Origin of the sequence: Leptospira ainazelensis, from assembly GCF_016918785.1 — a bacterium.
GTDB classification, from domain to species: Bacteria; Spirochaetota; Leptospiria; order Leptospirales; family Leptospiraceae; genus Leptospira; species Leptospira ainazelensis.
The window spans coordinates 79,776-105,351 of record NZ_JAFFPT010000065.1 but is presented as its reverse complement, the minus strand read 5'-3'; the positions used below and the strand labels follow the sequence as shown (position 1 = coordinate 105,351).

General features: G+C 43.6%; 29 protein-coding genes. 28 read left to right on the top strand and 1 reads right to left on the bottom strand.

Annotated features, from left to right (window positions below; translation table 11 throughout):
• Nucleotides 1–18: 18 nt before the first annotated feature.
• The 22 genes from JWG44_RS15565 (at nt 19) to JWG44_RS15460 (ending at nt 19,386) form a co-directional block, all read left to right on the top strand.
• Nucleotides 19–699, top strand: coding sequence for a coiled-coil domain-containing protein (locus JWG44_RS15565; RefSeq protein ID WP_205275925.1), 681 nt, complete (start codon nt 19–21; stop codon nt 697–699).
• A gap of 8 nt (nt 700–707) precedes the next feature.
• A complete protein-coding gene (locus JWG44_RS15560) occupies nt 708–1,022 on the top strand; it encodes a cell division protein ZapA (RefSeq protein ID WP_205275924.1) in 315 nt (104 codons plus the stop codon).
• A gap of 43 nt (nt 1,023–1,065) precedes the next feature.
• The gene (locus tag JWG44_RS15555) at nt 1,066–1,596 is read left to right on the top strand and encodes a 5-formyltetrahydrofolate cyclo-ligase (RefSeq protein WP_205275923.1); all 531 of its coding nucleotides are present in this window, start codon (nt 1,066–1,068) and stop codon (nt 1,594–1,596) included.
• 150 nt (nt 1,597–1,746) lie between these two features.
• Entirely contained in the window at nt 1,747–2,241 is a 495-nt protein-coding gene (locus tag JWG44_RS15550) for a chemotaxis protein CheW (RefSeq protein WP_205275922.1), read from the top strand.
• Nucleotides 2,241–5,474 carry a chemotaxis protein CheW gene (locus JWG44_RS15545; RefSeq protein WP_205275921.1) on the top strand — a complete coding sequence of 1,078 codons (3,234 nt, stop codon included), beginning with the start codon at nt 2,241–2,243 and terminating at the stop codon, nt 5,472–5,474. Before JWG44_RS15550 ends, JWG44_RS15545 begins: the two co-directional genes overlap by 1 nt.
• Nucleotides 5,475–5,479: 5 nt before the next feature.
• On the top strand, nt 5,480–6,547 hold the full coding sequence (locus JWG44_RS15540) for a protein-glutamate methylesterase/protein-glutamine glutaminase (RefSeq protein WP_232371676.1): 1,068 nt from the start codon (nt 5,480–5,482) through the stop codon (nt 6,545–6,547).
• A 1-nt stretch (nt 6,548) separates the two neighbouring features.
• Nucleotides 6,549–6,911 (top strand): response regulator, encoded by a 363-nt coding sequence (locus JWG44_RS15535; RefSeq protein ID WP_205275920.1) that lies wholly within the window; start codon nt 6,549–6,551, stop codon nt 6,909–6,911.
• A gap of 14 nt (nt 6,912–6,925) precedes the next feature.
• A complete protein-coding gene (locus tag JWG44_RS15530; protein WP_205275919.1) occupies nt 6,926–7,711 on the top strand; it encodes a segregation and condensation protein A in 786 nt (261 codons plus the stop codon).
• Nucleotides 7,678–8,241: an SMC-Scp complex subunit ScpB gene (gene scpB, locus JWG44_RS15525; RefSeq protein WP_118969754.1), complete on the top strand. Its 564-nt coding sequence runs from the start codon at nt 7,678–7,680 to the stop codon at nt 8,239–8,241. Before JWG44_RS15530 ends, scpB begins: the two co-directional genes overlap by 34 nt.
• Complete coding sequence (gene pheA, locus JWG44_RS15520; protein ID WP_205275918.1) at nt 8,234–9,325, top strand: prephenate dehydratase; 1,092 nt, start codon at nt 8,234–8,236, stop codon at nt 9,323–9,325. The genes scpB and pheA overlap by 8 nt, the downstream gene beginning before the upstream one ends.
• On the top strand, nt 9,322–10,239 hold the full coding sequence (locus tag JWG44_RS15515) for a prephenate dehydrogenase (protein ID WP_205275917.1): 918 nt from the start codon (nt 9,322–9,324) through the stop codon (nt 10,237–10,239). Before pheA ends, JWG44_RS15515 begins: the two co-directional genes overlap by 4 nt.
• Complete coding sequence (gene aroA, locus JWG44_RS15510; protein WP_205275916.1) at nt 10,220–11,542, top strand: 3-phosphoshikimate 1-carboxyvinyltransferase; 1,323 nt, start codon at nt 10,220–10,222, stop codon at nt 11,540–11,542. The genes JWG44_RS15515 and aroA overlap by 20 nt, the downstream gene beginning before the upstream one ends.
• A complete protein-coding gene (cmk, locus tag JWG44_RS15505) occupies nt 11,535–12,227 on the top strand; it encodes a (d)CMP kinase (RefSeq protein WP_205275915.1) in 693 nt (230 codons plus the stop codon). Before aroA ends, cmk begins: the two co-directional genes overlap by 8 nt.
• 55 nt (nt 12,228–12,282) lie before the next feature.
• On the top strand, nt 12,283–13,965 hold the full coding sequence (locus tag JWG44_RS15500; protein ID WP_205275914.1) for a 30S ribosomal protein S1: 1,683 nt from the start codon (nt 12,283–12,285) through the stop codon (nt 13,963–13,965).
• 24 nt (nt 13,966–13,989) lie between these two features.
• Nucleotides 13,990–14,733 carry a YfgM family protein gene (locus JWG44_RS15495; protein WP_205275913.1) on the top strand — a complete coding sequence of 248 codons (744 nt, stop codon included), beginning with the start codon at nt 13,990–13,992 and terminating at the stop codon, nt 14,731–14,733.
• Nucleotides 14,733–15,350 carry an ATP phosphoribosyltransferase gene (gene hisG, locus JWG44_RS15490; protein WP_205275912.1) on the top strand — a complete coding sequence of 206 codons (618 nt, stop codon included), beginning with the start codon at nt 14,733–14,735 and terminating at the stop codon, nt 15,348–15,350. Before JWG44_RS15495 ends, hisG begins: the two co-directional genes overlap by 1 nt.
• A gap of 193 nt (nt 15,351–15,543) precedes the next feature.
• The gene (gene rpmF, locus JWG44_RS15485) at nt 15,544–15,744 is read left to right on the top strand and encodes a 50S ribosomal protein L32 (RefSeq protein ID WP_205275911.1); all 201 of its coding nucleotides are present in this window, start codon (nt 15,544–15,546) and stop codon (nt 15,742–15,744) included.
• Nucleotides 15,745–15,749: 5 nt separating this feature from the next.
• Entirely contained in the window at nt 15,750–16,757 is a 1,008-nt protein-coding gene (gene plsX, locus JWG44_RS15480) for a phosphate acyltransferase PlsX (RefSeq protein ID WP_205275910.1), read from the top strand.
• 71 nt (nt 16,758–16,828) lie between these two features.
• Nucleotides 16,829–17,290 (top strand): DUF4303 domain-containing protein, encoded by a 462-nt coding sequence (locus JWG44_RS15475; RefSeq protein ID WP_205275909.1) that lies wholly within the window; start codon nt 16,829–16,831, stop codon nt 17,288–17,290.
• Nucleotides 17,291–17,686: 396 nt separating this feature from the next.
• A complete protein-coding gene (locus JWG44_RS15470) occupies nt 17,687–18,154 on the top strand; it encodes an acyl-CoA thioesterase (RefSeq protein ID WP_232371674.1) in 468 nt (155 codons plus the stop codon).
• A 209-nt stretch (nt 18,155–18,363) separates the two neighbouring features.
• Nucleotides 18,364–18,834 (top strand): DUF4303 domain-containing protein, encoded by a 471-nt coding sequence (locus JWG44_RS15465; protein ID WP_205275908.1) that lies wholly within the window; start codon nt 18,364–18,366, stop codon nt 18,832–18,834.
• 3 nt (nt 18,835–18,837) lie between these two features.
• Entirely contained in the window at nt 18,838–19,386 is a 549-nt protein-coding gene (locus JWG44_RS15460; protein WP_205275907.1) for a hypothetical protein, read from the top strand.
• Between the two features lie 10 nt (nt 19,387–19,396).
• Here the strand turns inward: JWG44_RS15460 and arsN2 are convergent, their stop codons facing one another.
• A complete protein-coding gene (gene arsN2, locus JWG44_RS15455) occupies nt 19,397–19,831 on the bottom strand; it encodes an arsenic resistance N-acetyltransferase ArsN2 (protein WP_205275906.1) in 435 nt (144 codons plus the stop codon).
• Nucleotides 19,832–19,899: 68 nt separating this feature from the next.
• On the opposite strand from arsN2, the gene JWG44_RS15450 reads away from it, so the two are divergent.
• From JWG44_RS15450 to acpP, 6 genes are all read left to right on the top strand, one after another.
• Nucleotides 19,900–20,256, top strand: coding sequence for an ArsR/SmtB family transcription factor (locus JWG44_RS15450; RefSeq protein WP_332460797.1), 357 nt, complete (start codon nt 19,900–19,902; stop codon nt 20,254–20,256).
• Nucleotides 20,253–20,696, top strand: coding sequence for an arsenate reductase ArsC (locus JWG44_RS15445; protein ID WP_205275905.1), 444 nt, complete (start codon nt 20,253–20,255; stop codon nt 20,694–20,696). Before JWG44_RS15450 ends, JWG44_RS15445 begins: the two co-directional genes overlap by 4 nt.
• A 7-nt stretch (nt 20,697–20,703) precedes the next feature.
• On the top strand, nt 20,704–21,756 hold the full coding sequence (arsB, locus tag JWG44_RS15440) for an ACR3 family arsenite efflux transporter (RefSeq protein ID WP_205275904.1): 1,053 nt from the start codon (nt 20,704–20,706) through the stop codon (nt 21,754–21,756).
• Nucleotide 21,757: 1 nt separating this feature from the next.
• Nucleotides 21,758–23,050 carry a circularly permuted ATPgrasp domain protein gene (locus JWG44_RS15435; protein ID WP_205275903.1) on the top strand — a complete coding sequence of 431 codons (1,293 nt, stop codon included), beginning with the start codon at nt 21,758–21,760 and terminating at the stop codon, nt 23,048–23,050.
• Between the two features lie 920 nt (nt 23,051–23,970).
• Nucleotides 23,971–24,735: a 3-oxoacyl-[acyl-carrier-protein] reductase gene (fabG, locus tag JWG44_RS15430; protein WP_205275902.1), complete on the top strand. Its 765-nt coding sequence runs from the start codon at nt 23,971–23,973 to the stop codon at nt 24,733–24,735.
• A gap of 562 nt (nt 24,736–25,297) precedes the next feature.
• Nucleotides 25,298–25,531 (top strand): acyl carrier protein, encoded by a 234-nt coding sequence (gene acpP, locus JWG44_RS15425; protein WP_000753030.1) that lies wholly within the window; start codon nt 25,298–25,300, stop codon nt 25,529–25,531.
• The last annotated feature ends 45 nt before the right edge of the window (nt 25,532–25,576 follow it).

Sequence of the window (25,576 nt, the reverse complement as noted above, 5' to 3'; positions counted from 1 at the left end):
TTTTAAGGAGAATCAGGTATGCTCACGATGGAGACCATTGAAGAATTAGAAAGCAAGGTCATAAAAGCCCTCGAACTCATCAGTGACCTTCGTGCTGAGAATGGTCGCTTAGAATCTGAAAACGAAACTCTTCGCGCTGAAAACGACCAGATGAAACTGGCGATGGAAGAAAAGGAAAAAGAACTTTCCTCTCTCCGTGCTCAACTTCAAAAAACTACTACCGAACTCAACGAACTCAAAGAAAGAGAACAAAAACTCGAAGGTAAGATCAATCAGCTCTTGGGCCGATTGGATTCGATTCCGGCAAGCGGAGGAGCAACGGCCTCATCCTCGTCGGCGCCTTCTTCCTCAAGCTCAGCTCCGATTGTTGCCGCCTCCGCTGCGGCCGCAACAGCGGCGACGACGTCTAACGTTGTCAAAGAAACCGCCTCCGCCGAAGACGAATTCGGCGAGGACGACGAAATCATCCTTCTCGACGAGGAAGACGACGATATTTCCCTCATTACCGAAGTTCCCGAAAAGGACGAAGACATCATCGAAATTTCCGAAGACGACGAAGCGGTGGAGGATTTTTCCCCTCTTGCTTCCGGAGACGATGACGACGACATTATCATTGAAGACGATGACGACGCGATTAGCGTATTTGACGCTGACGAAGACGATGATTTTCTCATCATCGAAGACGATCCTAAATCCTGAGTTGGTCGATGGAGCCCCGTAGGGTAAAAGTCAGAATCCTCGGTGAGGAATATACGATCCTCGGCGAAACCGGCGAAGACTATATCCAAAACCTCGCCGATCAAGTGGATCGAAAACTCAGAGAACTGGGAGCGGGAATGCCCGGAGCTTCGCGACAAAAATTAGCGATCTTAGCCGCGCTCAACTTCGCAGACGAGCTCCAACAAGTGAAAGAAACCAAAAACGAAACCTCCTCTCCTGCAACCAAGGGGACCGGAGAGATCGAAGAAAAAACCCGCAAGCTGATTACGATGTTGGAAGAAGGAATCATCGGAGACCTTTGATTTTTCCTCTTTTTTAGAAAATAGATCCCTTAGAAATTCTCCTTTGAAATTACAATCCCGAAACGCACTCAGAACACTTCTTACCCTTCTGGAAGATAGGGAACAAAAAGATCGCGAAATCCTTCGAATGTTAAAAGAAGCGAGCGCCGATGCCAAGAAAATCATCGCGTATTCTCCGGATAAATGGGAAGTCAAAGTGGATCCGATCGTTCTTGGATGGAATACTCCGGAAAAGGAAATTTATTTCCCAAAGATGATGGAACAAAAGTTGGAGTTCCTATTACCGGAAACCTGGGAATCCGGACCTTTCGGAATTTCGGAGCCCGTAGGAACAAAGACATTGGATTTCCACGAAGCTGATTTGATTGTCGTACCTGCCTTAGGTTATGATGATCTTGGATATCGCCTTGGACGCGGCGCGGGCTTTTATGACAGAACCCTCTACGAAATAAATCCGAGTAAATTGATCGGACTCACATACGAGGAACTCTTTCCGGCGCACTTTGACAAAGAGAAGCACGACATAAGGGTAGGCCGAGTCATAACGGAGAAAAAAATCTATCAAATCGTCTGAAAAAGCGGTAAAATACTGTCTATTTCCAAATACGGTGAAGAATTTTTAGATTTAGAGATTTCATGTTTCGAAATTTCTTGAAAAACAAATCGCACTCTGTTTTATATATTGATCCTGGATTTTGCATGGAGAACCATCTGGTAAACAATCATGGCCTCATTTGATAACCGACAATACCTAGAATCCTTGGAAACGGAAAAGACCACAGAGTCTCAAAAAGAATATTTAACGTTCATCGTGGAACAAGAGATTTTCGGAATCGATATTTTGAAGATTCACGAGATCTTAAAACCGGTTCCGATCACAAGAATTCCCAACGGGGAAGATTATATTTTGGGAGTGATTAATCTTAGGGGAGAGATCATTCCGATATTAGATCTGAAACAAGTTTTCGGAATCGGTTACAGCGAAATCATTCCTTCAACTCGAATCATCGTCGTCGTCCACGAAGAAAAACGCGCGGGAATTCTCGTAGATACTGTGAAACAAGTAGTAAAGATCCAACAAGACAAGATCAGTCAGGCGACCGACGACCTGACTCTCAATTACAGTTCGTTGATCGAATCTGTCAGCCAGGCGGACAACACTCTGATACTCAATTTGAATCTATCCGTCCTGATCAACTTTGAACAGGAGGCAAATTAATGGCCGGAATTCTCGGAGAATACACGGAACTCTTTTTAGAAGAATCCGAAGATCAGATCGAAGAACTGAACGCGAATCTTCTCAGACTCGAAGCCGATCACAAAAATCTTTCCATCATCAACGATATCTTTCGTGCGGCTCACTCTTTAAAAAGTTCAGCCGCCTTTGTCGGTCTTTATAATCTCTCCGACCTTTCTCATAAAATGGAGAATCTTCTGCAACTCGCGAGAGACGGAAAACTCGACGTAAAACTTCCTTTAGTAAATCTTCTCTTTCAGTGTTTTGATTTGATCAAGTTCGTGATTCGAAACGTCGCGGAAGGAAAAAAAATCGATACTCCGTTTACCGAGATGATCCAAAAATTGGACGTCTACGAAAAAGATCCCGCATCCTTTACGGGAGTTACAAAAGCTCCCGCAACTCCGCCTACTTCCGCTCCCGTAGAAACAAAACAAGCCGATCCCGTTTCGGAAACTTCAGCCCCGGTAGTAACTCCTTCCTCGGCGCCCGCACCCGTCGTTCGCGGAAATTCCACAAACACTCTCGATATTCAGTTGGAAGCCGAAGAAGCGAAAGAACTCGAAGAGGAAATTCGCAAGGCCGGAAAATGTCTGAAAATTTCCGTGACCTTGGGAAAAGATTCTCCGATGAAAGGACTTCGTTTTTCTTTGATTCTTCAGAATTTAAAAAATCTCGGAGTCGTTTTTAAATCCATTCCGGATCTCGAAGAATTGGAAAAGGGAGTCGACGTTACTTCGATCGCGCTTTTATTCTTATCTTCCGAATCGATAGAACAGATTCGTCACGCTGCAAACGTGGACATGGTGGAATTTCTCGACGTCCAAGAATACGTTCCCGTTATTCAGGAAGAAACGGCGGTTTCGAGTTTCAAAATGGACGACGACATGGCGGCGTCCGAATCCAGAGTTACTTTAAAAAGTATTAAAGTATCTTCGGATAAACTCGATCAACTCATGAACAACGTGGGTGAGTTGATCATCACAAATTCCGGTTTTCAAAGAATCTACGACGATCTTGTCCGCATCTTCGGCGAGGATCAGTTGTTCAACGATCTCAAATCCAGAATCGATCTCATCAACCGTATTTCCAAAGAACTTCAATCGGGAATCATGAACATCCGTATGGTTCAGATTTCCACCGTTTTCAGAAGATTCTCCAGACTCGTCCGGGATCTTTCTCTGGAAACGGGTAAAAAAGTAAACTTGGTCTTAAACGGCGAATCGACGGAACTCGACAAAAAGGTCATCGACGCGTTAGGCGAACCTTTGCTTCATCTTCTTCGCAACTCCGTGGATCACGGGATCGAAACTCCCGCAGAAAGAATCGCCGCCGGTAAATCCGAAGTCGGAACCGTGGAACTCAATTCCTACCAAGGTGGGAGCAATATTATGGTCGAGATCCGAGACGACGGTAGAGGTCTGGACTCCGACAAAATTCTTCGCAAGGCGATCGAGAAAGGACTCATCGGCGCGACCGAAGCCGGCAATCTTACCGAACAAGATATCTTTCAATTTATCTTTCAGGCCGGATTCTCCACTGCGGATAAGATCACCGATATCTCCGGTCGAGGCGTCGGTATGAACGTCGTCAACAATCTCATCCAGGAATTCAAAGGTAAAATTCTGATCAACAGCACAAAGGGGCAGGGGACTTCCTTTGTGCTTTCCTTTCCGCAGGCACTCGCGATCATTCCTTCCATCCTCGTTCTTATGGAAGAAGAAGTGTACGCTTTTCCTCTTTCCGAAGTCAACGAAACGATCAAAATTCACAACGATCAGATCACGACTCTCGAAGGAAACGAAATCATCAATCTCCGCGGAGAAGTCCTTCCGATCTACAGACTCAACCGCATCATCGGTCTTCAGGACAAAACCGATCGGGAAGAATTTCCGGTGGTCATCGTTCAATACAAGGGTAGAAAACTCGGCTTTATGGTCGATGAACTCGTGGGGAAACACGAGACCGTCATCAAATCTCTCGAGAAAAATTTCAAAAACGTCCACGGTCTTACCGGCGCTTCCATCATGGGAGACGGAACTATCATCATGGTTTTGGACATTCCCGGAATCGTGGAAATCGCTTCCGAACTCGAAGACTCCGACACGGTAATTCACTACCACCTCGAAACGATGCAAAGAATCAGTTCGATCCATTCCGCCGATCGGGAAGAAGAACTCTATATTCAAAAAACGACAAATCCGACGAACGTTTACAACCACAAACTTCACGAGATCACAAATCGGGAACGTCTGAAAAAGAAAAAGACGGAAAGGTCCAGAGATACAAAACGAATCGTCGTTGAAAAAGAAGAAGTCTACAGAGAAGAAAAAGAATTGGCCGCGGCCCTCAGCGTGGAAATGAAAGCTCCGGCGGAAAGACAGATTCCTCCTTCCAGCGACGCTCCGGATTCTCCCGTTACTCCTGCGATTACCTCTTATTCCGATACGCCGTCTTCTCCGAAAAAACCGTTTGTTTCTTCCGAAGAAGAATACCGTTCTCATATCACTGACATCGCTCTCGATCAAACTGCAAGTGAAGAAGAACAAAAACGCGCCAAATCGATCATCGACAGTTTTTTAACTCAGAAAAAAGAAAGAACGATGTCGGTAGCCCCTTCCCATGATTTCAAGGGCGCGCTTTCCAAAGAAGAACTCAAAAAATTGGAGAATGTGGTCAACACCGGTATGATGAACGCCGGCATGGTCCTTTCTCAACTTCTAAAAAAGAACATCGATCTTTTTATTCCTGAAATCATCATGAACGATCGGGACGGTCTCGCGGAAGAGATTCGGTTTTCAGAGGATCATTTCTATGGTCTAAAAATCCGTATGAACGGGGATCTCAACGGAAATCTTCTTATGATGTTTTCCCGTGAAAACGCGGGCAACCTCGCCAGAGAACTCCTCGGCAAAGAACCGATTCCGGGAGAAGGTTTGAACGACGATTCCAAATCCGTCTTGAGCGAAATTTCCAACATCGTCTGTTCTTCCGTCATGAACTCGATCTCGAACAAGGCAAAAGCCACCGTGATGCCTTCGGTTCCCGAATTTTTAGAAGGAACTTTTATGCAGGTTCTGGACGTCGTAAAACCGGAAAGAACGAAATTCTTAAGTATGCTTACGGAATTCAATCACGAAGGGAACGACCTTTTGGGAGTTCTTCTTTTCCTTCCGGACTTTGACGAACTGATCCAATTGCTTCCGAGGTTCTGATTCAAATGAGCCCGGTCCGCGCGGTCATTGTAGATGATTCTCTTCTGGTGAGAAATATCATCTCCGATCAGATCCAAAAAGGTTCAATGATTTCGGTAGTAGCCACTGGAAAAACCGGAGTGGACTGTATCGAACTCGCACAAAAACTGCAACCCGATATCATCATTCTCGACGTCGAAATGCCCGTTATGGACGGGCTCACTGCTTTGAGCGAACTGCAAAAGAAGAGGATCGGAATTCCGGTGATTATGCTTTCGGTTCTGACTCAGAACGGAGCCGAAGCTACGTTCAAAGCCCTCGAATACGGCGCCATCGACTTTGTTTCCAAACCCTCGAGCGCGTTTCAATTCGATCCGGAAGAAATCGGAAACATTCTCAAGGCAAAAATTCTAGCTTACTTTGAAAGTAAGGTGCAAACTCCAGCTCACGTCGGCATCAAAAGAGTTCCGATCACGACGCTTCCTTCCGACGGAGTCGCCGGAAAAAAATCTCCGATTCATGCGATTTGTATCGGTACTTCCACCGGCGGTCCGCGCGCTCTTCAGGAAGTTTTTTCTAGAATTCCCGCCGATCTTTCTCTTCCGATTCTTGTAGTTCAACACATGCCCGCAGGTTTTACAAAGGCCTTCGCGATGCGACTCAACGATCACTCAAAGATCAAAGTAAAAGAAGCCGAAGACGGAGAAGCGATCGAAGCGGGAACCGGTTATGTTGCACCGGGAGACGCGCATCTTTCGATTCAATCTCGCGCCGGGAGGAAATGGATTGCCCTCAACAGGGAAGCTCCTGTAAATGGACACAGACCTTCCATTGAAGTTCTCCTGAACAGCGCGGTAGAAGAATATAAAAGCGGCATCATCGGTGTGATCATGACCGGGATGGGCAAAGACGGCTCGGCGGCTATGGTAAAAGTCCGAGAAGCCGGAGGTTCTACGATAGCGCAGGACGAACAAACTTCCGTAATTTATGGAATGAACCGTCAGGCCGTTGAAATGGGAGGCGTCGAATATATCGAGCCTGTTACTGAAATCATCAATAGGATCCAAATCATTTTGAAAGAGAGAGGAATTTAATATGGCCAGAATTCTCGTTGTGGATGACGCCAAATTCATGAGAACCATGGTAAAGGATGCGCTCACCCAAACCGGTCACGAGATCGTTGGGGAAGCTGAAAACGGAAATATTGCAGTCGAGCAGTATAAAACTTTAAAACCGGATTTAGTAACGATGGATATTACCATGCGTGAAAAAGACGGAATCGAAGCCGCTCAGGAAATATTCAAGTTGGATGCGAAAGCGAGAATCATCATGGTTACAGCGCTCGGACAAGAAGACCTTTTAGCCAAAGCCATAAAGATGGGAGTAAAAGACTTCGTTGTAAAACCGTTTTCACCCGAAAGACTTCAGCAGGCGGCGGACAAAGCTCTCAATTCCTAAGGAACCGTCTTTGAATGGAGAATGAAGAATCCGGTAAGTCCTTTGTAGTTCAATGGAACAATTCCGAGGGAGGTTTGTCAGAGGGTCCTCTGTCAGTCCTTTGGAATTTGATTGAAAGTTACAAAGTGGACATCTTTGATGTTTCTCTCTCTCGCATCACCCGGGATTTTTTAAGTTTTCTGCGAATTTCAGAGACTCTTTCCTTAGAACTCAGCGCGGAATATGCGCTGATGGCGGCCAATCTGATCTATCTTAAATCCAAGGCGCTTTTGCCGGATCCCGGATTTGAAGAAGAAGACTACGAACCTCCGCTTCCTCCCGAACTTGTTGAAAAACTTTTAGAACACAAAAAATTCCAACTAACAGCCAAAAGACTCTCGGATATCGATCTGACCCAGGCCGGAGTTTTTAGAAGAGAATCCAACGTCACCTTGGACGACGACGAAAACTGGCTCGACGTTTCTCTTTTGGAATTGATTTCCGCATTCAACGAAATCTTAGAATCGAAAGTGGACGAGGCGGAAATTCCCGCTCTCCTGACCGCTCCTCATCGATTTACCGTTGAAGAAAAAATGGAAAAAATTCTCGCTTCCCTTCGTGAAAAAAAGGAAGTCTCTTTCCCGGAATTATTCGAGAAGGAACATCCGGAAAAAGCAGAAATCGTTGCCACTTTTCTGGCATTGCTGGAACTAAGTAAGCAGAGGATTCTCCGCGCAAGGCAACACAAGCTTTTCGGTGAAATCCGTTTATTTCTGATAGAGGGACAGTGGAACGGGACAGAGCAACACTCAAAGGATTGATTGAAGCATTACTTTTTGTTTCCGGTGAACCTTTAAAGCTGGCGAGCGTCGCCAAGTCGGCGGGAATCGAAAAGACGGAAGCGAGAGAAATCCTAGACGAACTCGTTTTGGATTATTCCGAAAAAAACGGCGGTTTTCTTTTGAAAGAAATCGGCGGCGCCTATCAGTTCGTTACCAACGAAAACTTTTCCGAAATCCTCGGAAACATTTTCAAAGAAAAAAGAAGGGAACAACTTTCCCGATCCAGTTTGGATACACTTGCCATCATCGCATACAAACAACCGATCACACTTCCTGAGATCGACGAGATCCGAGGAGTTTCTTCTCGGGCTATGGTAACTTCTCTCATTTCCAAAAAACTCATCAAACCGATCGGTAACAAAGAAGTCCCGGGAAGACCGGCGCTTTACGGAACCACGAAAGAATTCTTGATTCATTTTGGATTGAATAAACTATCGGATCTTCCGGCTCCCGTGGAAGTCAAAGAGCTGAAATTCGAAAACTTGGATGATCTACTCGAAAATGAGTGACCTGGATCAAAAACTAAAAACCTTTCGGGATCAGATCGATTCCCTAGACAAAGAAATCGTAAAGGCAATCCAAGCCAGGGCGGAGTTTGCGTCCAGGATCGGAGAAATCAAAAAAGAAAGAAACGAGCCCGTCTTTCGTCCCGATCGCGAAAAAGAAGTTTATGAAAAGATAAAGTCTCTCAGCGAAGGGCCGCTTCCCGACAAGGTGCTCGTTGCGATTTATCGCGAGATCATGTCCGGTTCGATTTCGGTCGAAAAAGGATTGGAAGTCGGTTATCTCGGACCTGCGGGATCTTTTTCCAACCAAGCGGTTCGCACTCGTTTCGGAGCTTCGATCAAAGCCCTTGAATTCAATTCGATTCCCGATGTTTTTCGCGCCGTGGAAACCGATAAGATCGACTACGGAGTGGTTCCCGTGGAAAATTCGAGCGAAGGTCTCGTCAATTCCACGCTCGATCAGTTTTTGGTTTCGGATCTTCTCATCTATTCCGAACACTATTTAAGAATCAGCATCAGTCTTCTCGGATTTGAACACGATCTTTCCAAGATCAAAACTCTCTATGGAATCAAGATCGCAAATTCTCAATGTAAGAATTGGATCGCCGCAAATCTGCCTCATATCGAAATCGTGGAAACTTCCTCCACCGCAAAAGCGGCTCAGATCGTTGCTGAAAAAAAAGAAGGATGTGCCGCGATCGCATCTTCCATCGCCGCTGAAATCTACGGACTCAGTTTGATCCGGGAATCCATCGAGGATCTCGCCGACAACACGACTCGTTTTTTGATCATAGGGAAGAATCAATGCCCTCCGACCGGAAACGACAAAACTTCGGTGGTCTTTTCCTGTCCGGATAAACCGGGGGCTTTGTATCGCGTCCTAAAACCTTTTTTTGATCATCAGTTGAATCTTACAAAGATAGAATCGAGACCAACGAGAAGAAATTCTTGGGAATATAATTTTTTCATCGATTTTAACGGTCATCAGAAAGACGAATCCATCCAGAAAGTTCTTTCGAGTCTGAAGGAAAATACGATCTTTTTAAGAGTCCTCGGTTCGTATCCGATGTCTCCGCAAATCCTGTGAAAACAGAATATTCTAATATTCTTATCTACGGCCTGGGACTTATGGGCGCGTCTCTGTCTCTTGCGCTCAAAAAAAAAGGAATCGGCTCCCACGTTACCGGAGTTGTGAGTTCTCTCAAAAGTAAGAAGCTGGGGGAACTTTTAAAGTCGGCGGACGCGGTTCTGACGAGCGAGGAGTTTCATTCTTCCAAACAATGGAAGGATTACGATTTTATCATATTCGGAGTTCCGGTCGATCTAACGGTAAAGCTCATTGCCGAACTTCCTTTGGATTTTACCGGAGTTTTGACCGATCTCGGATCCACAAAAAAAGAAATCATACACGCGGTGGAAGCCCGCTTTCAAAATTCCCATAATTATGTTTCCTCACATCCGATGTGCGGATCCGAAGAATCAGGACTCGAGTCTGCGAACGTTTCCTTATACGAAGGAAGACTTTGTATTCTTACTTCTCCCAAAAACGCAAGGCCCGAGATTAAAGAAAACCTGGAGTCTTTTTGGAAATCGGTCGGGATGGACGTGATCGAAATTCCCGCATTTGAACACGATTCCATCCTTTCTTATCTATCACATTCTCCTCATATTCTTTCTTCGATTATGGCGGATTGGGCGGCCAATCAGAAGATCGTAAAACAATACACGGATCTTTCTCCGATTCCTCTCAACGGCGGAGGTTTTCGGGATATGACAAGAATCGCGGGTTCCAATCCGAAGATGTGGGCCGCCATTTTTAATTCCAATCAGGACGAGATCTATCGTTCGCTATTGGATTTTCGCGAACGTCTCGATATCATATTAGAAAAATTGAATCCAAAAAACACTCTGAATCCGCAGGAATGGGAAAAGTTTATGGAAACCTCCCGCAGATCCAGAGATTATATTTTGAAGAACCAGGATGATTCCAAGAAACACTAAACTCAAGTCCAAGGAAATACGAGTTCCCGGAGACAAATCCCTTTCCCATCGTTCCGTTTTGTTCGCGGCCCTTTCCAAAGGAAAATCCAGGGTCACGGGTTTTTTGGAAGCCGAAGACCCTTTGAACACGATGTCCGCCTTTACAAAGCTCGGACTCGTCGCCAAAAAAGTAAAAGTGGGAGAATACGAATTCGAAAGCCCCGGAAAAGACAAACTTGTTTCGCCTAACGTGGAATTGGACTTTGGAAATGCAGGTACGGGAATTCGTCTTTCGGCCGGACTGATCTGCGGTCTTCCCGGAATAAACGCGGTTTTAACAGGAGACGATTCCTTAAAAAAACGTCCCATGGGAAGAATCATCAAACCTCTCACGGCGATGGGAGCTTCGATCGTCGGACTCGGAGAGAAGGAAACGGCCCCTCTCAAAATCCAGGGAAAAAAACTCGCGTCCTTTCGTTATGAAAGTCCGATCGCGAGCGCCCAGATCAAATCCTGTCTGATGCTCGCGGCAATGGCATCTGAAACGGAATTGGAATATTCAGAAAACATACTATCCCGCGATCACACTGAAAATATGTTTCGTTTCCTTGGAAACAAGATTACTTATTTTTCTCAGCTTCATTTCAAAATTGCACCTCCGTATACTTTTCAAGGAGGAGAATTCAAAGTTCCCGGCGATATTTCCTCGGCGGCGTTCTTTTTAGTTCTTGGAGTTTTGGCAAAAGAAGGAAATCTTCTGATCGCCAACATAGGACTCAATCCCGCGCGAACCGGGATTTTAACCGCGCTCAAACTTATGGGCGCTAAGATCGAAATCGAAAACGAAAGGATCGAATGCGGAGAACCCGTGGGCGATCTGAGAACTTATCCTTCTACTTTAAAAAAAACGAATATTCCGGAGGAGTTGATTCCGTCGATCATTGACGAGATCCCGATCCTTTCGGTTGCCGGACTTTTTGCGGAAGGAGGTTTTGAAATCCGTCACGCGGAAGAATTGCGCGCTAAAGAATCCGATCGGATCCATACGATGGTTTCCAATTTCCGCTCGCTCGGGATCGAAGTGGAAGAATTTCCAGACGGATATGCGTTAGACGGAACCTCGAAAAAATCAAACGAAATCTGGACGTCTTTGTCCTCCGGAAAAAAAGTTTCGATTCTTTCCTATATGGATCATCGAATCGCGATGAGCTTTTTGATTTTAAAAGCGCTTTCCGGATTTGCTCTGGAAATAGACGAAACTTCCTGGATCGAAACTTCGTTTCCGGGATTTGAAACCCTGCTCGAGGAATGTCTGTATGAATGAAAACGTGATCGCACTCGACGGTCCTGCCGGTTCCGGAAAAAGCACCGTTGCAAGACAAATTGCCGAAAAGATCGGATTCAACTACTTGGATACCGGCGCCTTTTACCGCGCCCTCACTCTTTTTCTATTTCGTCTCTACGAAAAGACGCCTAACGCAGGAGAATTCTCCGAATGGGCGAAAACAAAGGAAGCCGAATCGTCGATCGGCAACGCTCATGTTCTCTGCGAATTCTCCGCAGGAAACGAAAATCGAATTTTGTTAAACGGAGAGGACGTTTCTCTTGCGATTCGAACTCCGGAAATTACGAGAGAAATCAAACACATCGCGAACAAAAGGATCTATCGTGATTTTGTGAACAAGGAACTGCATTCTTTGGCAAAACTTCACAAACTTCTTATGGATGGAAGGGATATCGGAACCGAAGTTTTTCCGGATGCGAAGTTTAAATTCTACCTAACGGCTTCTTCCAAAGTTCGGGCTGAAAGAAGAACTCTGCAACTAAAAGAACAGGGAATTTCCGCCGATCCAAATGAGATCGAAAGTGAGATCATTCTTCGTGATAAATCCGATATGGAAAGGGATATCGCGCCTCTCTATCAGGCAAAGGACGCAATCCTGATTGACACTGATATACTCTCCAAAAATAGTGTAATTAGCAAGATCCTCGAGATTCTGGATCGATGACCCCCGACATCCAGCGGATCCCAGACTACCATTTTAGCCGAGTAACCTACGCCCCATGACAAACAAGGAAGAGAAGTCCACTTTTGCAGAAGTATTCAAACAGTGGGAACAATCAATACACGAAGAACCGGAACTCCGGAAAGATCAAGTCGTTGAAGGAAAAATCGTCTCTGTAGACAACGACTACGTTTATGTGGCAATCGAAGGGCTCAAACAAGAAGGCCGTATTCCAAGAGGAGATTTCGACGAAACTCCGGAACGCGGAAATTATGTCTCTGCAATCGTAAAAAGAAAGGAATCCCAAGATTCCGGATGTATTCTTTCCAAAAAAGAAGCCGACCAAAGAAAAGGTTGGGAAATCGTCAAAGAAGCTTTTAAAAACAGCTACCAAGTTACCGGCCGTTTGGTAAATGAAATCAAAGGCAAAGGTTATATCGTAAACGTAGAAGGAGTCGATCTCTTTTTACCCGCCTCTCAACTCAGCTATAAATTCAAAGAAGGTGAAACCTTCAAAAGTAAGGAACTTGAGTTCAAGATCATCGAACTCAACGACCGTACTCGTTCCGGGGTAGTCTCCAGAAAAAAACTTCTGGATGAAGTGAACGAGGAAAAATGGGACGCTCTTCTTCTCAAACTCAAAGTAGGGGACAAAGTAACTTCCACCGTAAGCAAAATCGCTTCTTTTGGAGTTTTCTGCGAAGTAGACGGAGTGACCGGCTTGCTTCGTCAAAGAGATATCTCTTATAAAAAATACGCTCCATTCAAACAATACTTTCAGATCGGACAAGAAGTGGAACTTGTAGTTCTCGAACTCGACAAGGAAAACAACAAACTCGCGTTAGGTCTAAAACAACTCTACGAAGATCCTTGGGTCTGGGCGGAACGTTCTTTGGAAAAAGAAATGGTCATCCGCGGAACCGTAACTTCTCTTACAAAGTTCGGCGCTTTCGTAGAATTAAAAGAAGGTTTAGAAGGTCTGATTCATACGTCGGAACTTGCGTGGGCTAAAAAACCTCCTCAACCAAAAGACATCTTAAAAAAAGGTCAAGAAGTGGAAGCTCTGGTTTTGGACATCGATTTCAAAAACAGAAGACTTTCCTTAGGACTAAAACAACTTCAACCGAATCCTTGGGATCAACTCGGTCCTGAAATTCGCAGAGGAAATATCCTCGAAGGTGTAATCACCGGAATCACGAAATACGGCGCGTTCGTAGAAGTCGAAAACGGAATCGAAGGTTTGATTCACATCAGCGATATCACATGGGATGAAAAGGCTTCCAACCCGACTTCCCAACTGAAAAAAGGCGATACCGTGAAGTATATGATCCTGGACGTAAACTTAGACGCACAAAGAATCTCCTGCGGTCTAAAACAACTCCTGGAAAACCCTTACGAAATTTTCCGCAACGAACATCCGATCGGAACCATCGTAGAAGGAAAGATCAAGTCCATCAAAGAATTCGGAATTTTTGTGGAAGTGGCTCCGGGAATCGAAGGACTGGTTCATATCTCCGAAGTTCCTAATGGAAGAGAAACCAACATTCTGGAAGTTTACAAACCGGATGAAATCGTAAAAACCGCAGTTATCAAAGTGGATGTGAAGAATAAGAAAATCTCCTTATCCATCAAGGATTTTGACAAAGCTCTTGAAAGAGAAGAAATGTCCAAATACCTCAAAACTTCGGATACTCCTTCTCGTGAAAGTTTGGGAAGTTTCCTAAACACTTCTCTGAGATAAGAATCCAAAGTTAAGGACTAAAGGATGAAACGGTACGAAGTCGGTCAGACCGCAAAAGAAGTCAAAGTCGATCCTTATGCGGATTTTCAAGGCAGTAAGCTCGAACTCATTCTGATTAAATTTTTCAGATCGGTCGCGGCTCATATCAAGGAAGTTCTGATCGGAGCAGGGGTGATTCTCGCAATCGTCCTTGCGATCGTTACTTACGTTCAATACCAAGAATCCCAATTCGAAAAAGGAACCATCGCCCTCGAAGCTCTGGACAAAAAATTTCGTCTTAACCCTGCGATCGATCTAAAAGAAAAAATCCAGGCTTACGAAGAAGTTTCCTCACAGTATTCTTCTAAAAAACTCGAACTCAGACTTGCAAAAATTCTTTCCGATCTTTATGCGAGAAACGGAGAATTTCAAAAGGCCGCCGACAAACTGGAATGGGCCGGTAAGAAGATCGACGAGCCGACGGAAGTAAAGGCGTATTACTTCTATTTGGCGGGAAATCTTCGTGAGAGAGAGGGAAATCTCGCATCCGCCGAGACCAATTACGGCACCGCAGCGAATCTTCTGACAAACACAAGAGAAGCAAACGGCTTCCTCGCTTGGAGTTTGTATCAAACCGGAAGATTACAGGCTAAGAACGGTAAAAAGTCGGAAGCGATTCAATCCTTGAAAAAAGTTTTGGATCAGGATATCAAAACTCCGGCCTCCGATTACAACACCGTAAAACAATACGCAACTTTTCTACTCGTTCAACTCAACCAGAAAGGCTGATGCTTACACTGGCCCTGCCAAAAGGAAGACTCGCTGAGGAGAGCGTCGATCTGATGATCTCCAAAGGTTGGCTTTCGGCAAAACCCGATCCAAATTCCAAAGAACTGATTTACAACGATCCATTGGGAAGAATCCGAATTCTTCTCGTGCGCTCGCAAGATGTGGCGACTTACGTGGAACAATGCGCCGCAGACGCCGGAATCAGCGGATGGGATGTCTTAAAAGAGGGCGGTTACGATCTCACGACTCCTCTCGATTTGAAAATCGGAAAGTGCAGACTTTCTCTAGCGGCGCCTGAGGGATATACGCTCGAAGCCCGTCATCGTAAGATCCGAGTCGCGACGAAATATCCGAATCTTGCAAGAGAATTCTTCTTTCACAAAGGTTTGTCCTGTGAGATTTTCAAACTCTACGGCAGCATCGAACTCGCTCCGCTCGTCGGACTTTCGGATTGTATCGTGGACCTTGTTTCAACCGGCGGAACCTTGAAGGCCAACGGACTCAAAGAATTGGACATAATTTTAGAATCTTCAGCTCGGCTGGTATTCAATCGTTCTTCTTTGTACGGTAAACGGAAAGAAGCCGTGGAATTTATGGATTCTCTTTCGAATCTTTAGAACCCGATGAGCGACAAGATCGGCTCCGGTGTTTGCGTCCGAGTTCAAGAAGATTTTCAAAGCACTTTTCAAACTCGGTCCGTTTTTATCGGCAAAAGAGTCTTCATTCTTATCGATTCCATGAAATAATGGTTGAGGAATACCAGCCTCAAAAAATTATAGTTTAACAATTCATTTTCCCAAGAGGAAATCAATGGCAGTTCCCAAAAGACGCAAATCGAAATCAAAAGTAAGGACAAAACGGGCCCATCATGCCATCGGAAAACCAAATTTGGTTCCTTGTCCTAATTGTAATTCTTACAGACTCCCTCATAGAATCTGCCCTACTTGCGGGTTCTATAAAACCGGAATCGTTTTAGAGCCGAAAGTCAAGAAGCCTAAAGAAGATAATTAACTCCTATGATGTGGGTCGCCGTCGATGTAATGAGCGGCGATTACGGGCCGGAGAAGATTATTGAAGGCGCCGTAAATGCCGTTAACCAGGATGGGGCTCACGTCGTCTTGGTCGGCAGAGAAGAAGAGATTGGGGAGATCCTCCTCAAGTTCGATTACGATACAAACAAAGTAAGAATCCAACACGCATCGGAAATCATCGATATGAATGATTCTCCGTCGATCGCCGTACGCACCCTTCAGGATTCTTCCGTAGTTCAAGCCACACAACTCGTAGCGGATAAAACCTGTGTCGGAATGTTTTCACCCGGAAACACGGGCGCTACTATGGCTTCCGCGCTTTTGTATCTGGGAAGAGTTCCCGGTGTTTTACGACCTCCAATTGCCGCTCCGATTCCGCAAGAGAACGGTCCGCCGATGCTTTTGTTGGACGCAGGCGCTAACGTGGATTGCAAGCCGGATTATCTCGCGAAGTTCGCCGTTATGGGTGAAATTTATTCTAAACTTATATTCAATATTTCTAATCCAAAAGTCGGAATTCTTTCCAACGGTGAAGAGGATAAAAAAGGAAACACGGTTTCTTTAAAAGCATTCGAGATGATCAAAAAACTTCCTTTAAACTTCGTGGGAAACGTGGAAGGAAGAGATCTCTACGGAGGCGGAAAAGACGTGGACGTAGTCGTCTGCGACGGCTTTATCGGAAACATCGTCCTCAAAGCTACGGAAGGTCTTTCCAAATCCATATTCAATGTGTTAAGAGAAAGTATCAAACAATCCAGTCTTGCTCAGACGGGCGCTTTGTTACTCAAGCCGACTTTTGCCGCGATCAAAAAGCGGCTCGATTACGCGGAATACGGTGGAGTGCTTTTGTTGGGTGTGGACGGGGTTTGTCTGATCGGACATGGATCGTCTAACGCACTCGCAGTTCAGAGTGCGATCCGAGTTGTGCTCGAATGTGCAAAGCACCAAATCAACGATCGGATCGCTACCGATATCAAAAAATACAATATCTGATTCGAAAAGGAATCAAAAAATCATCCGCTGTTTGTAGAGAGGATAATACTCTTTAAGCAGGATTGAATCTTATGTTTGATGTGCAGAGATTGGCCAATTTTGCCCTTTCCGAAATTGAAAAATTCTCCAAAGAACACCCGAACGAGACTTTTTATACGTTTGCAATCGATTCCAGTTTACTTTGTCTGAATTCCATTGAACATTTTGAAAAGTCTCTGAAGGAATTCGCTTCTAAATCGCCGAGATACTATGATTCTCCCGATCAAATTCGTAAACTCAGAGAAAGCCCGTCAGCCTGGGCGTACAACGGCTTTGTTTGTTTTCGTAGCTTAAATGGCTTAGGAAAGGACGAGGGACCGTTCGACGAAAATCTCTATCAAGAACATTGCGACTTAGACAAAGAGGCTCAAAAAAAGAGCGCTTACGCCGTTGCCATGGATCAGGTTCTGGAAATTCTAAAACAGAAGGATGCGTTCCGTGTTTTAAAAAAGATCGGTGATTTTAGAATTCTGAGCGTGACTCATCCCAATTAAAGTCTTGTTTTCAAATTCTCTCGCGGAAAATAAATGAGTTTCTTGAAACAATCAAGAGATTCATTTTGCGATTCAATTCCAAAAAATCTCGGAAGTCTTCCGATTCCGAATCGATTTTTACGGTTAATGAAAAGTTTCTCAGGAAGCAATTTTTCGTTCGAGGCTCTTTTGTCGTAGTTCCGACAAGAGTTCTTGAGAGAGAATTCTACTTGCAAAAAATATGATTTTCTGATAGAGCAAAGTCACCCGGAGTTTTCCGCCACCCACCCCTCCACCCAAAAATTCAGGGCGGGGCGCGCAACTTTCACAGAAGATTTTGTCGTATTTCCGACAAATCCGCCCGTTTTGAGATTTAAACAACTTGTGGGTAAGGATATTTTTTCGAGAATATGTTTTTTGAATCGTTCGGATTCTTATTCTACAATTCTCTTGAGCGCTTTTATGAGTTTTTTCCAAGTAAACAAACTGATTCGTTTTCAACACTGCGATCCGGGCGGGGTGGTTTTTACGCCTCAGTATTTTAATCTTTTTACCGAAGTAATCGAGGATTGGTTTGATCAGGTTTTAGGTTTTAGTTTTTCCAAAATGGTTGTTGAACAAGGATTTGGGATTCCTGCGATGAAAATTGTAGCGAAGTTTTCAAAAACTTCCCTTCTTGGAGACCGTCTTACCTTCCAACTTCGAGTAAAACGTTTGAGAAAAAACAACGTTCTCTTACAAATCACCGGTTTTTGTCAGACTGAAAAACGGTGTTCAGCCGATTTTCTTTTGGGTTTTGCATCGGTATCTACGAAAAGTCTTACCGATTGGCCGGAGTCTATTTTCCGGAAACTTCAACTCCAACTCGAAATCGGCTCACAATAAATCTCTTTTTCGGATAAGTCAGGGATTCGAGAAGAATTCAGATCTCATTTGCCTTGTTTTTTTATTCTTTATACACTTTTGGATCTTAGAATTCCTAATTTTCTCAACCTATCATGGAATTAGAATATTCCTCTCAAAATAAAAACATCAAAAAATAAGTTGTCCGATTGTAGAATGAAAGGAATCCATTTTACTTACCGGCGGTTCTTATGTTTGACGTTCCTGTACTCGCGGAATTCGCTCTTGCTGAAATCGAAAAGTTTTCAAAAGAGCATCGGGAGGAAATATTTTACGCATTTGCGATCGATGCAAGTCTGCTCTGTTTGAATTCTCTGGAATCCTTTGAAAAGTCTCTGAAAGAATATTCTTCCAAATGGCCGAAACACTACGATACCGACGAAAAGATCGAAAAACTAAAATACAATCCGGGTGATTGGGGCTATCAAGGTTTTGTCAGTTTTCGAGATCTCAACTTAGAGGACGAAGAAGGATATCGAAGAGGGCCTTTTGATGACGATCTCTACGACGAACACTACAACGCGGATGATGAGAGCCAAAAAACAACCGAATATGCAAAGGCAATGAATGAAATTCTTGAAATATTAAAAAACAAAGATGCGTTTCGTTCCCTAAAAAAGACTGAGGATTTCAAGGTGATACGAGTGGAGCACAACTACTGAGTTATGAATTTAGAAACAAACCCGAAACCGACCAACTCCTACTCGAAAAAAACAAAAAAAATCATCGGCTTAGATCTGGTCTTTGCCTTCTTCTTGTATTTGATAAGCGCCTCTATGAATCATTTTTTGGGACTCGTTGGAGATCCTGAGGACCCGGAGGGATTGAGTAACTTTCATCTACCCTTGATGATTTCGACTTTTTCGCTGATCTATTTCGCGCTCCTAGACGGTTTTTTGATACTGGATAAAAAGATCGATAGAAGAATTTTGATTTTTTCCGGAGTTCTGATTTTTGCCGTTCTCATCGCCGAATCGTATACAATTCGGAATTGGTTTTTTTTCTTTTATACTCTGTTTTGGAAAACGACTTCGGACTTAGAAGCTGATCGTTTCAACGGGATGGAAAGAATGCAATCCGAATTGCGGCAAATTCTATCGGTATCTTTTCTTTTTCTGATGATCTTGAAAACAATCGTAAGAGTGGTCTGGAATTCTATTTGGATAAAAGCGATTCTATCTCAGGAAAGAAGCGCGGATTCTTCTTTGAATTGAATTTTTTCGATCAAAGTTTTTTCTTAAGAATCGAAGAACTCGCCGGGCAAAGAGACACAAATTCTTCGGTCCTTTTGATTTCTTCAGGAAGGGAATCTCTTTCCGTTTCCAGGTATCCCAATTTTAGAAAGAATTCCTTTGCGGTCGTCGTTAAGAGGAATAGAGTTTCGATCGGAAGACGGCGAGCTTGGTCTTCGATCTTTCGAACCAACTGAGTTCCCAATCCTTTTTTTTGAAAGCCGTCAACCACCGCCAAAGAACGTAACAAGGCAAATTTACCGTGCAATTCCAAACCGATGACCGCTTTGAGTTCGGATTCATTTCCAAAACCGATAAAACGATTTAGATCCTGATTTTTAAGATCTTCTACGGGAAGACCTTTGTCTTGAAGAAGATTCAAAACATTCTCAAAAGAAGGGTGAAAGAAAAAATCCAATGTCGGCATGGAGAATTCCTTTTTCTAAAATTCGAATTTGCAAAGAAGATTCTTGACTTCTTTATCGTATAATTACGATGAAGATTATGGTTGTCAACAAAAAAGCGAAGTTTGCAAAGGATACGATGCTCCTTGCTGAGTTTTCCAAGGCTTTTGCTCACCCAGCCCGTTTATCGATTCTTCTAACGATCGCCGAAAAAAACGAATGTATCTGCGGCGAAATCGTGGAAGTGCTTCCTTTAGCGCAGGCAACTGTGTCTCAACATCTCAAAGAACTCAAAGAAATCGGACTGATCAAAGGTGAAGTGGAAGGAAACAAATCCTGCTATTGTATCGATTGGTTCCGGTTGAAAGAGTTCCAGGAAGAATTGAATTCTTTTTTCCAAAATCTTAATCAATTAAAAAAATCACAAAGTGAGAATTGCTGTATATGAATAAACCTAACATACTCGTGCTCTGCACGGGGAATAGCTGTAGAAGTCAAATCGCTGAAGGTTGGTTACGCCATTTTGCCGAAGATCGCGCGACAATATTCAGCGCGGGAATTGAAACTCACGGAGTCAATCCAAAGGCGATTCAGACGATGAAAGAGGTCGGGATCGATATTTCACATCACACTTCCAATCATATCAACGAATATAAGGACATAGAATTCGATTACATTCTCACGGTTTGCGATCATGCAAAAGAGAACTGTCCTTATTTCCCTTCGAACGCTGTGAGATTTCATTACAACTTTCCGGATCCCGCCAAAGCCAAAGGTAACGAAGAGGAAATCATGGAAGAATTTAGAAAGGTCCGTGAGATGATCCGCGTTTATTCTCAAAACTGGATTCAAGAATTGAGACTGAACTCGGCTGTTACAAAAGGCTGATACGAAAATGAAATCAAAATTGAATTTTGTGGATCGATATCTCACACTTTGGATTTTTCTTGCGATGGGGGGAGGTGTTCTTTTCGGTAAAATGATTCCGAGCGTGGAGGAGAAATTGGGCGGTCTTTCGATCGGAACCACGAATCTGCCTCTGGCGATCGGTTTGATTCTTATGATGTATCCTCCTCTTGCAAAAGTTCAATTTGAAAGAATGAAGGAAGTCTTTTCAAACGTAAGGGTTCTTGCGATTTCACTTTTTTTAAACTGGGTTGTAGGACCTTTACTCATGTTCGGTTTAGCGACGTTTTTTTTAAAAGATTATCCGGAATACAGAATAGGACTCATTTTGATCGGGCTTGCTCGATGTATCGCGATGGTAATCGTCTGGAACGAATTGAGCGAGGGAAGCAGAGATTACGCCGCCGGTCTCGTCGCGTTGAATAGTATCTTCCAGATATTCTTCTATAGCGTTTATGCTTATTTTTTTATTTCTGTCTTACCTCCTTATTTGGGCTTTTCAGGCGCGGAAATCAATCTTACGATCGGACAAATTGCGGAAAGTGTTTTGATTTATTTGGGGATTCCCTTTTTTGCCGCGATTTTAAGCCGAGTGATTTTGATTCGTTCCAAGGGAAAAGCCTGGTATGAGGAAAAATTTCTCCCGGCGATATCTCCGATCACGCTTATTTCGCTTTTATTTACGATATTTTTTATGTTCAGTCTCAAAGGAAATTTGATCTTTGAAATTCCTTTCGACGTTCTGATCATCAGCGTTCCTTTGCTGATCTATTTTATTCTTATGTTCTTTATCAGTTTTTGGATCGGAAAGATTATGAAAGTAGAATATTCTAAAACGGCTTCGATCGCTTTTACTTCCGCCGGTAATAATTTCGAACTCGCGATCGCCGTTGCCATCGGAGTTTTCGGCATTTCGAGCGGTCAAGCCTTTGCGGGGGTAATCGGTCCGCTTGTAGAAGTGCCCGTCTTGATTCTTCTTGTAAGAGCGGCCCTAAGAATGAGGAAACGATGGTTTCAAAGTCCCGTCGTAAAGGAAGCCTAATATGACCACCGTTTCAAAAGTATTCAATAGAGAATGTCAGTGTATCACGATTGAAAAGGAAGTATTGGATAAGAGTTTTTTAAAAAAAATAAAGGCTTCTATGAGCGAAGAAAATTCCGATCTTACTTCTTTGACGGATCGTTTTTTTGCCTCGAGCGCTTCCTTTTTGGATCCGAGTGATTTTTTTAAGATCCAAAAGACGATCCAAGTGATTCAGAAAATTCTTAGAATCGAAAAGATCAGAAGCGAAATTCTCAAAGAATTTCCTGAAAACTTAAGAAAACGTTTTTCTAAGGGCGGGGTTTTTTTGAGTTTTGATTTTCATCTCGCGGACGAGGGCCCGAAGTTGATTGAAATCAATACGAATGCGGGAGGCGCTTTTTTACAGACAAAACTCGTGGAAGCTCAGAAAGAATGTTGTCCCGAAGTGAGGGAAGCTCTTGCGAGTCCGGAAGAAATTATAGCAATTGAAAAACGATTTTTTGAATCCTTTTTAGAAGAATGGAAGGCCGCAGGGAAAGAGGGAGATCCTACATTTGTTGTGATCGTGGACAATCGACCCAAGGAACAGTTTCTCTATCCGGAATTTCTTTTGTTTCGAGAAATGTTTTTATCGAAAGGAATATCTTGCGAAATCCTGGAACCGGAACTTCTAACCTTAGAAGAAAATGGTTCTCTTTCTTTTGAAGGGAAAACGGTGGATCTAGTTTATAATCGTCTCACTGATTTTTATCTTTCAGAACCCGTGAATCAAAAAATAAGAACCTCTTGGGAATTGGAAAAGACGGTCGTAACTCCGAATCCCCTCGATTACGAACTCTACGCAAAAAAAACGAATTTGGTTTTTTGGAAAAACGAGGAGTTCCTACGCAGCGCCGGCGTGGAAGAATCGGATCTGGAAGTGTTGGCGCGTTCGATTCCTATAACAGGAATTGTAAGAAAAGAAAATGCGGAAGAACTCTGGAAGGAGAGAAAAAAATTCTTCTTTAAGCCCGGTTCCGGTGGTTATGGAGGCAAAGCTGCATACAGGGGCGATAAACTGACCAAAGGAACTTTCGAAGAGATTTTGGAGGGTGAGAATATCTTTCAAGAAATCGTTCTTCCGTCCGAGAGGATTCTTCTCAAAGACGGGGAGAAGGTTCCCTATAAGATGGACCTTCGGACCTATGTTTATCGGGAGGAGATCCTACTTTTAGCGGCGCGTTTATACCAAGGGCAAACAACGAATTTTAGAACTCCGGGAGGAGGTTTTTCTCCCGTTTATGTTCTTGGAATGGAATCCTCCGTCGTTTAAAACAGGATATCTTTTTCGCAAAAAGAAAAGCGGGAAAATCTAACGATCTCAAGGGAGGTTTGGAACGAGTTTCAACAAAAGTGTGGGAACTCTTACTTGCGAAATGATGTTTTCGTGATATAGAAATTTCTCCGGATTTTTCCCTGAATACGATCAAGGTGTCGCGTTCACTGATTCTCATTTGCTTCTATTCAATGTCAGGATAAAGAGGATTTAGAAACAAGAATTGAGCTAAGATGAGTCCTTGTAGGAGTTCCTACAAAAGCACTGAGAGAGAATATTCCTTGCAAAGTTTTAATCCTGTGATATAGGAAAATTGCCGGGAGTCTTCCGCCTCCCGCCCCTCCACCCAAAATTTCAGGGCGGGGCTTTCGTTTTACGGAGGACTGTCGTTGTTACGACAGATTTTTCTTAAGATTCAAAGCACTTTGTGGGTAAGGTTATGCCCAATCAGGGTGGGGCGCGCGACTTTCACGGAGGACTGTCGTTGTTACGACGAACTCGATCGGAGGCGGATTCTCCTCCTAAAATCGAATCGGGGAGTTCCCACATTCTAAAATTCTCGGAACGTTTCTGGACCGAACCGGATTCTTGATTTTAGAATTGGTTTTGCCTCCGCAAAAAGGAGTTTGGAGAATCATTTATAGGAAAAACCTGGATCCTTTTCTTACAAGTTCCAAAAGTGTGAGTTCCTACTTTGCGAGGTGATTCAAACCTTTTACCGTTATTGTCTTGGAAATGTGTGAGTTCCTACTTTTTTAGATTTCACAAAAGATTTTTCTTCCAAATGTGATTTTACGAAAGAGAAAAGCAAAAGCAGAACGTTCGTTCTGTCTCATAGTCTCAAAAGCGGGAAAACTCCCTTGACCCGGTATTCGACCGAAATACTTTAGCCGCAGAGCACCCGAAAGGAAAGAATTATGATCGATTTAAAAGGTAAAAACGCTGTTATCACCGGAGCCGCACGCGGAATCGGAAAATCCACAGCCCTCGTTCTTGCAAAAGCAGGAGCTAATATTGTTATCGCAGACCTCAACGAAGAATCCAGCAAGGCAACTGCGGAAGAAATCGCAAAACAGGCAGGCGTAAAAGCCATCGGAGTAGGAACCAACGTCGCGGATTCGGAATCTGCCGCAAAAGCGATCCAGGCGTGTGTGGAAGAATTCGGTTCCGTTGATATTCTTGTAAACAACGCGGGAATCACAAAAGACACTCTTCTCATGAGAATGAAAAAAGAACAGTGGGACGCAGTCATCGCAGTAAACCTAACCGGGACTTTTAACTGCACACAAGCCGCAATCAAATATATGATGAAAAATCCGAACGGCGGATCCATCATCAATCTTTCTTCGATCGCGGGAGTAAACGGCAACATCGGACAAACCAACTATTCGGCTTCGAAAGCGGGTGTGATCGGTTTTACAAAAGCGGTCGCATTGGAAATGGCCTCTCGTAAGGTTCGTTGTAACGCGATCGCTCCGGGTTTTATCGCTACTGAAATGACCGATGCGATTCCCGAAAAAATCAGACACGCAATGGTTGCCGCGATCCCACTGAAAAGAGCGGGACTTCCGGAAGATATCGCGAACACCATCGCATTCTTAGCTTCCGACATCTCTTCTTTTATTACCGGTCAGGTGATCGAAGTGAACGGCGGAGGTTTTCTTCCAGGCGTTACCGAATAATCGGTTTCGAAATCTTCTTCCATTCCGAAATCGGAGTGGAAGAATTTTCCAATTTTCTTTATTTCCTTTAATTCGTTCGAAAAAAAAAGAATTCTCACTCAATTCTTCTTACCTTCCCGTACTTAAATACAAATTTTTTCTTTTTAAAAATTCTTTTGGGAATAAAATTCTGAAAGAGAAAAACTTTGGATTCAAGGCGATTCTAATGAGACAAACTCTTATCAAAAACCAAGAAATTTTCCCATCGTAGAATTGATGCAGAGAACGACTCGAGGCATTCTATGAGAATCTTTGTTCAACATTCTTGAGAATCTTCCGGCTCGGCTCGGATGACTTTTCCTGAGTTTTTTTCCACAATACATCCGAACGTTTTTTGAATGATAAAATCGAATTGAAAAACAAAAACTTAGGAATATTTTAAGGGAGTTTTTTTCTGAAAAAAAGTATATTGGCTTGCCAAATATTTTCGGAATTAAATCTATAAAATTCGGTGGATTTTATATCCACCTGACTAAATCTAACAAAAAATCATCATACCACAAAATGTGGTACGGAGGAAACAATGGCAGACTTTGAAAAAGTTAAATCTATCATCGTAGAACAACTTGGAGTGGATGAATCTGAAGTTACACCTGAGGCTCACTTTATAGATGACCTCGGTGCAGATTCTCTGGACACAGTTGAATTAGTAATGGCTCTTGAAGAGGAATTCGGAATCGAAATCTCTGACGAAGACGCTGAGAAAATTCAAACTGTTGGTGACGTAACAAAGTTCATCGACAACCTCAAGTCCTAATCGTTTGAGACTTTCCGGGTTCTTCACGGAACTCGGAATTCTTTT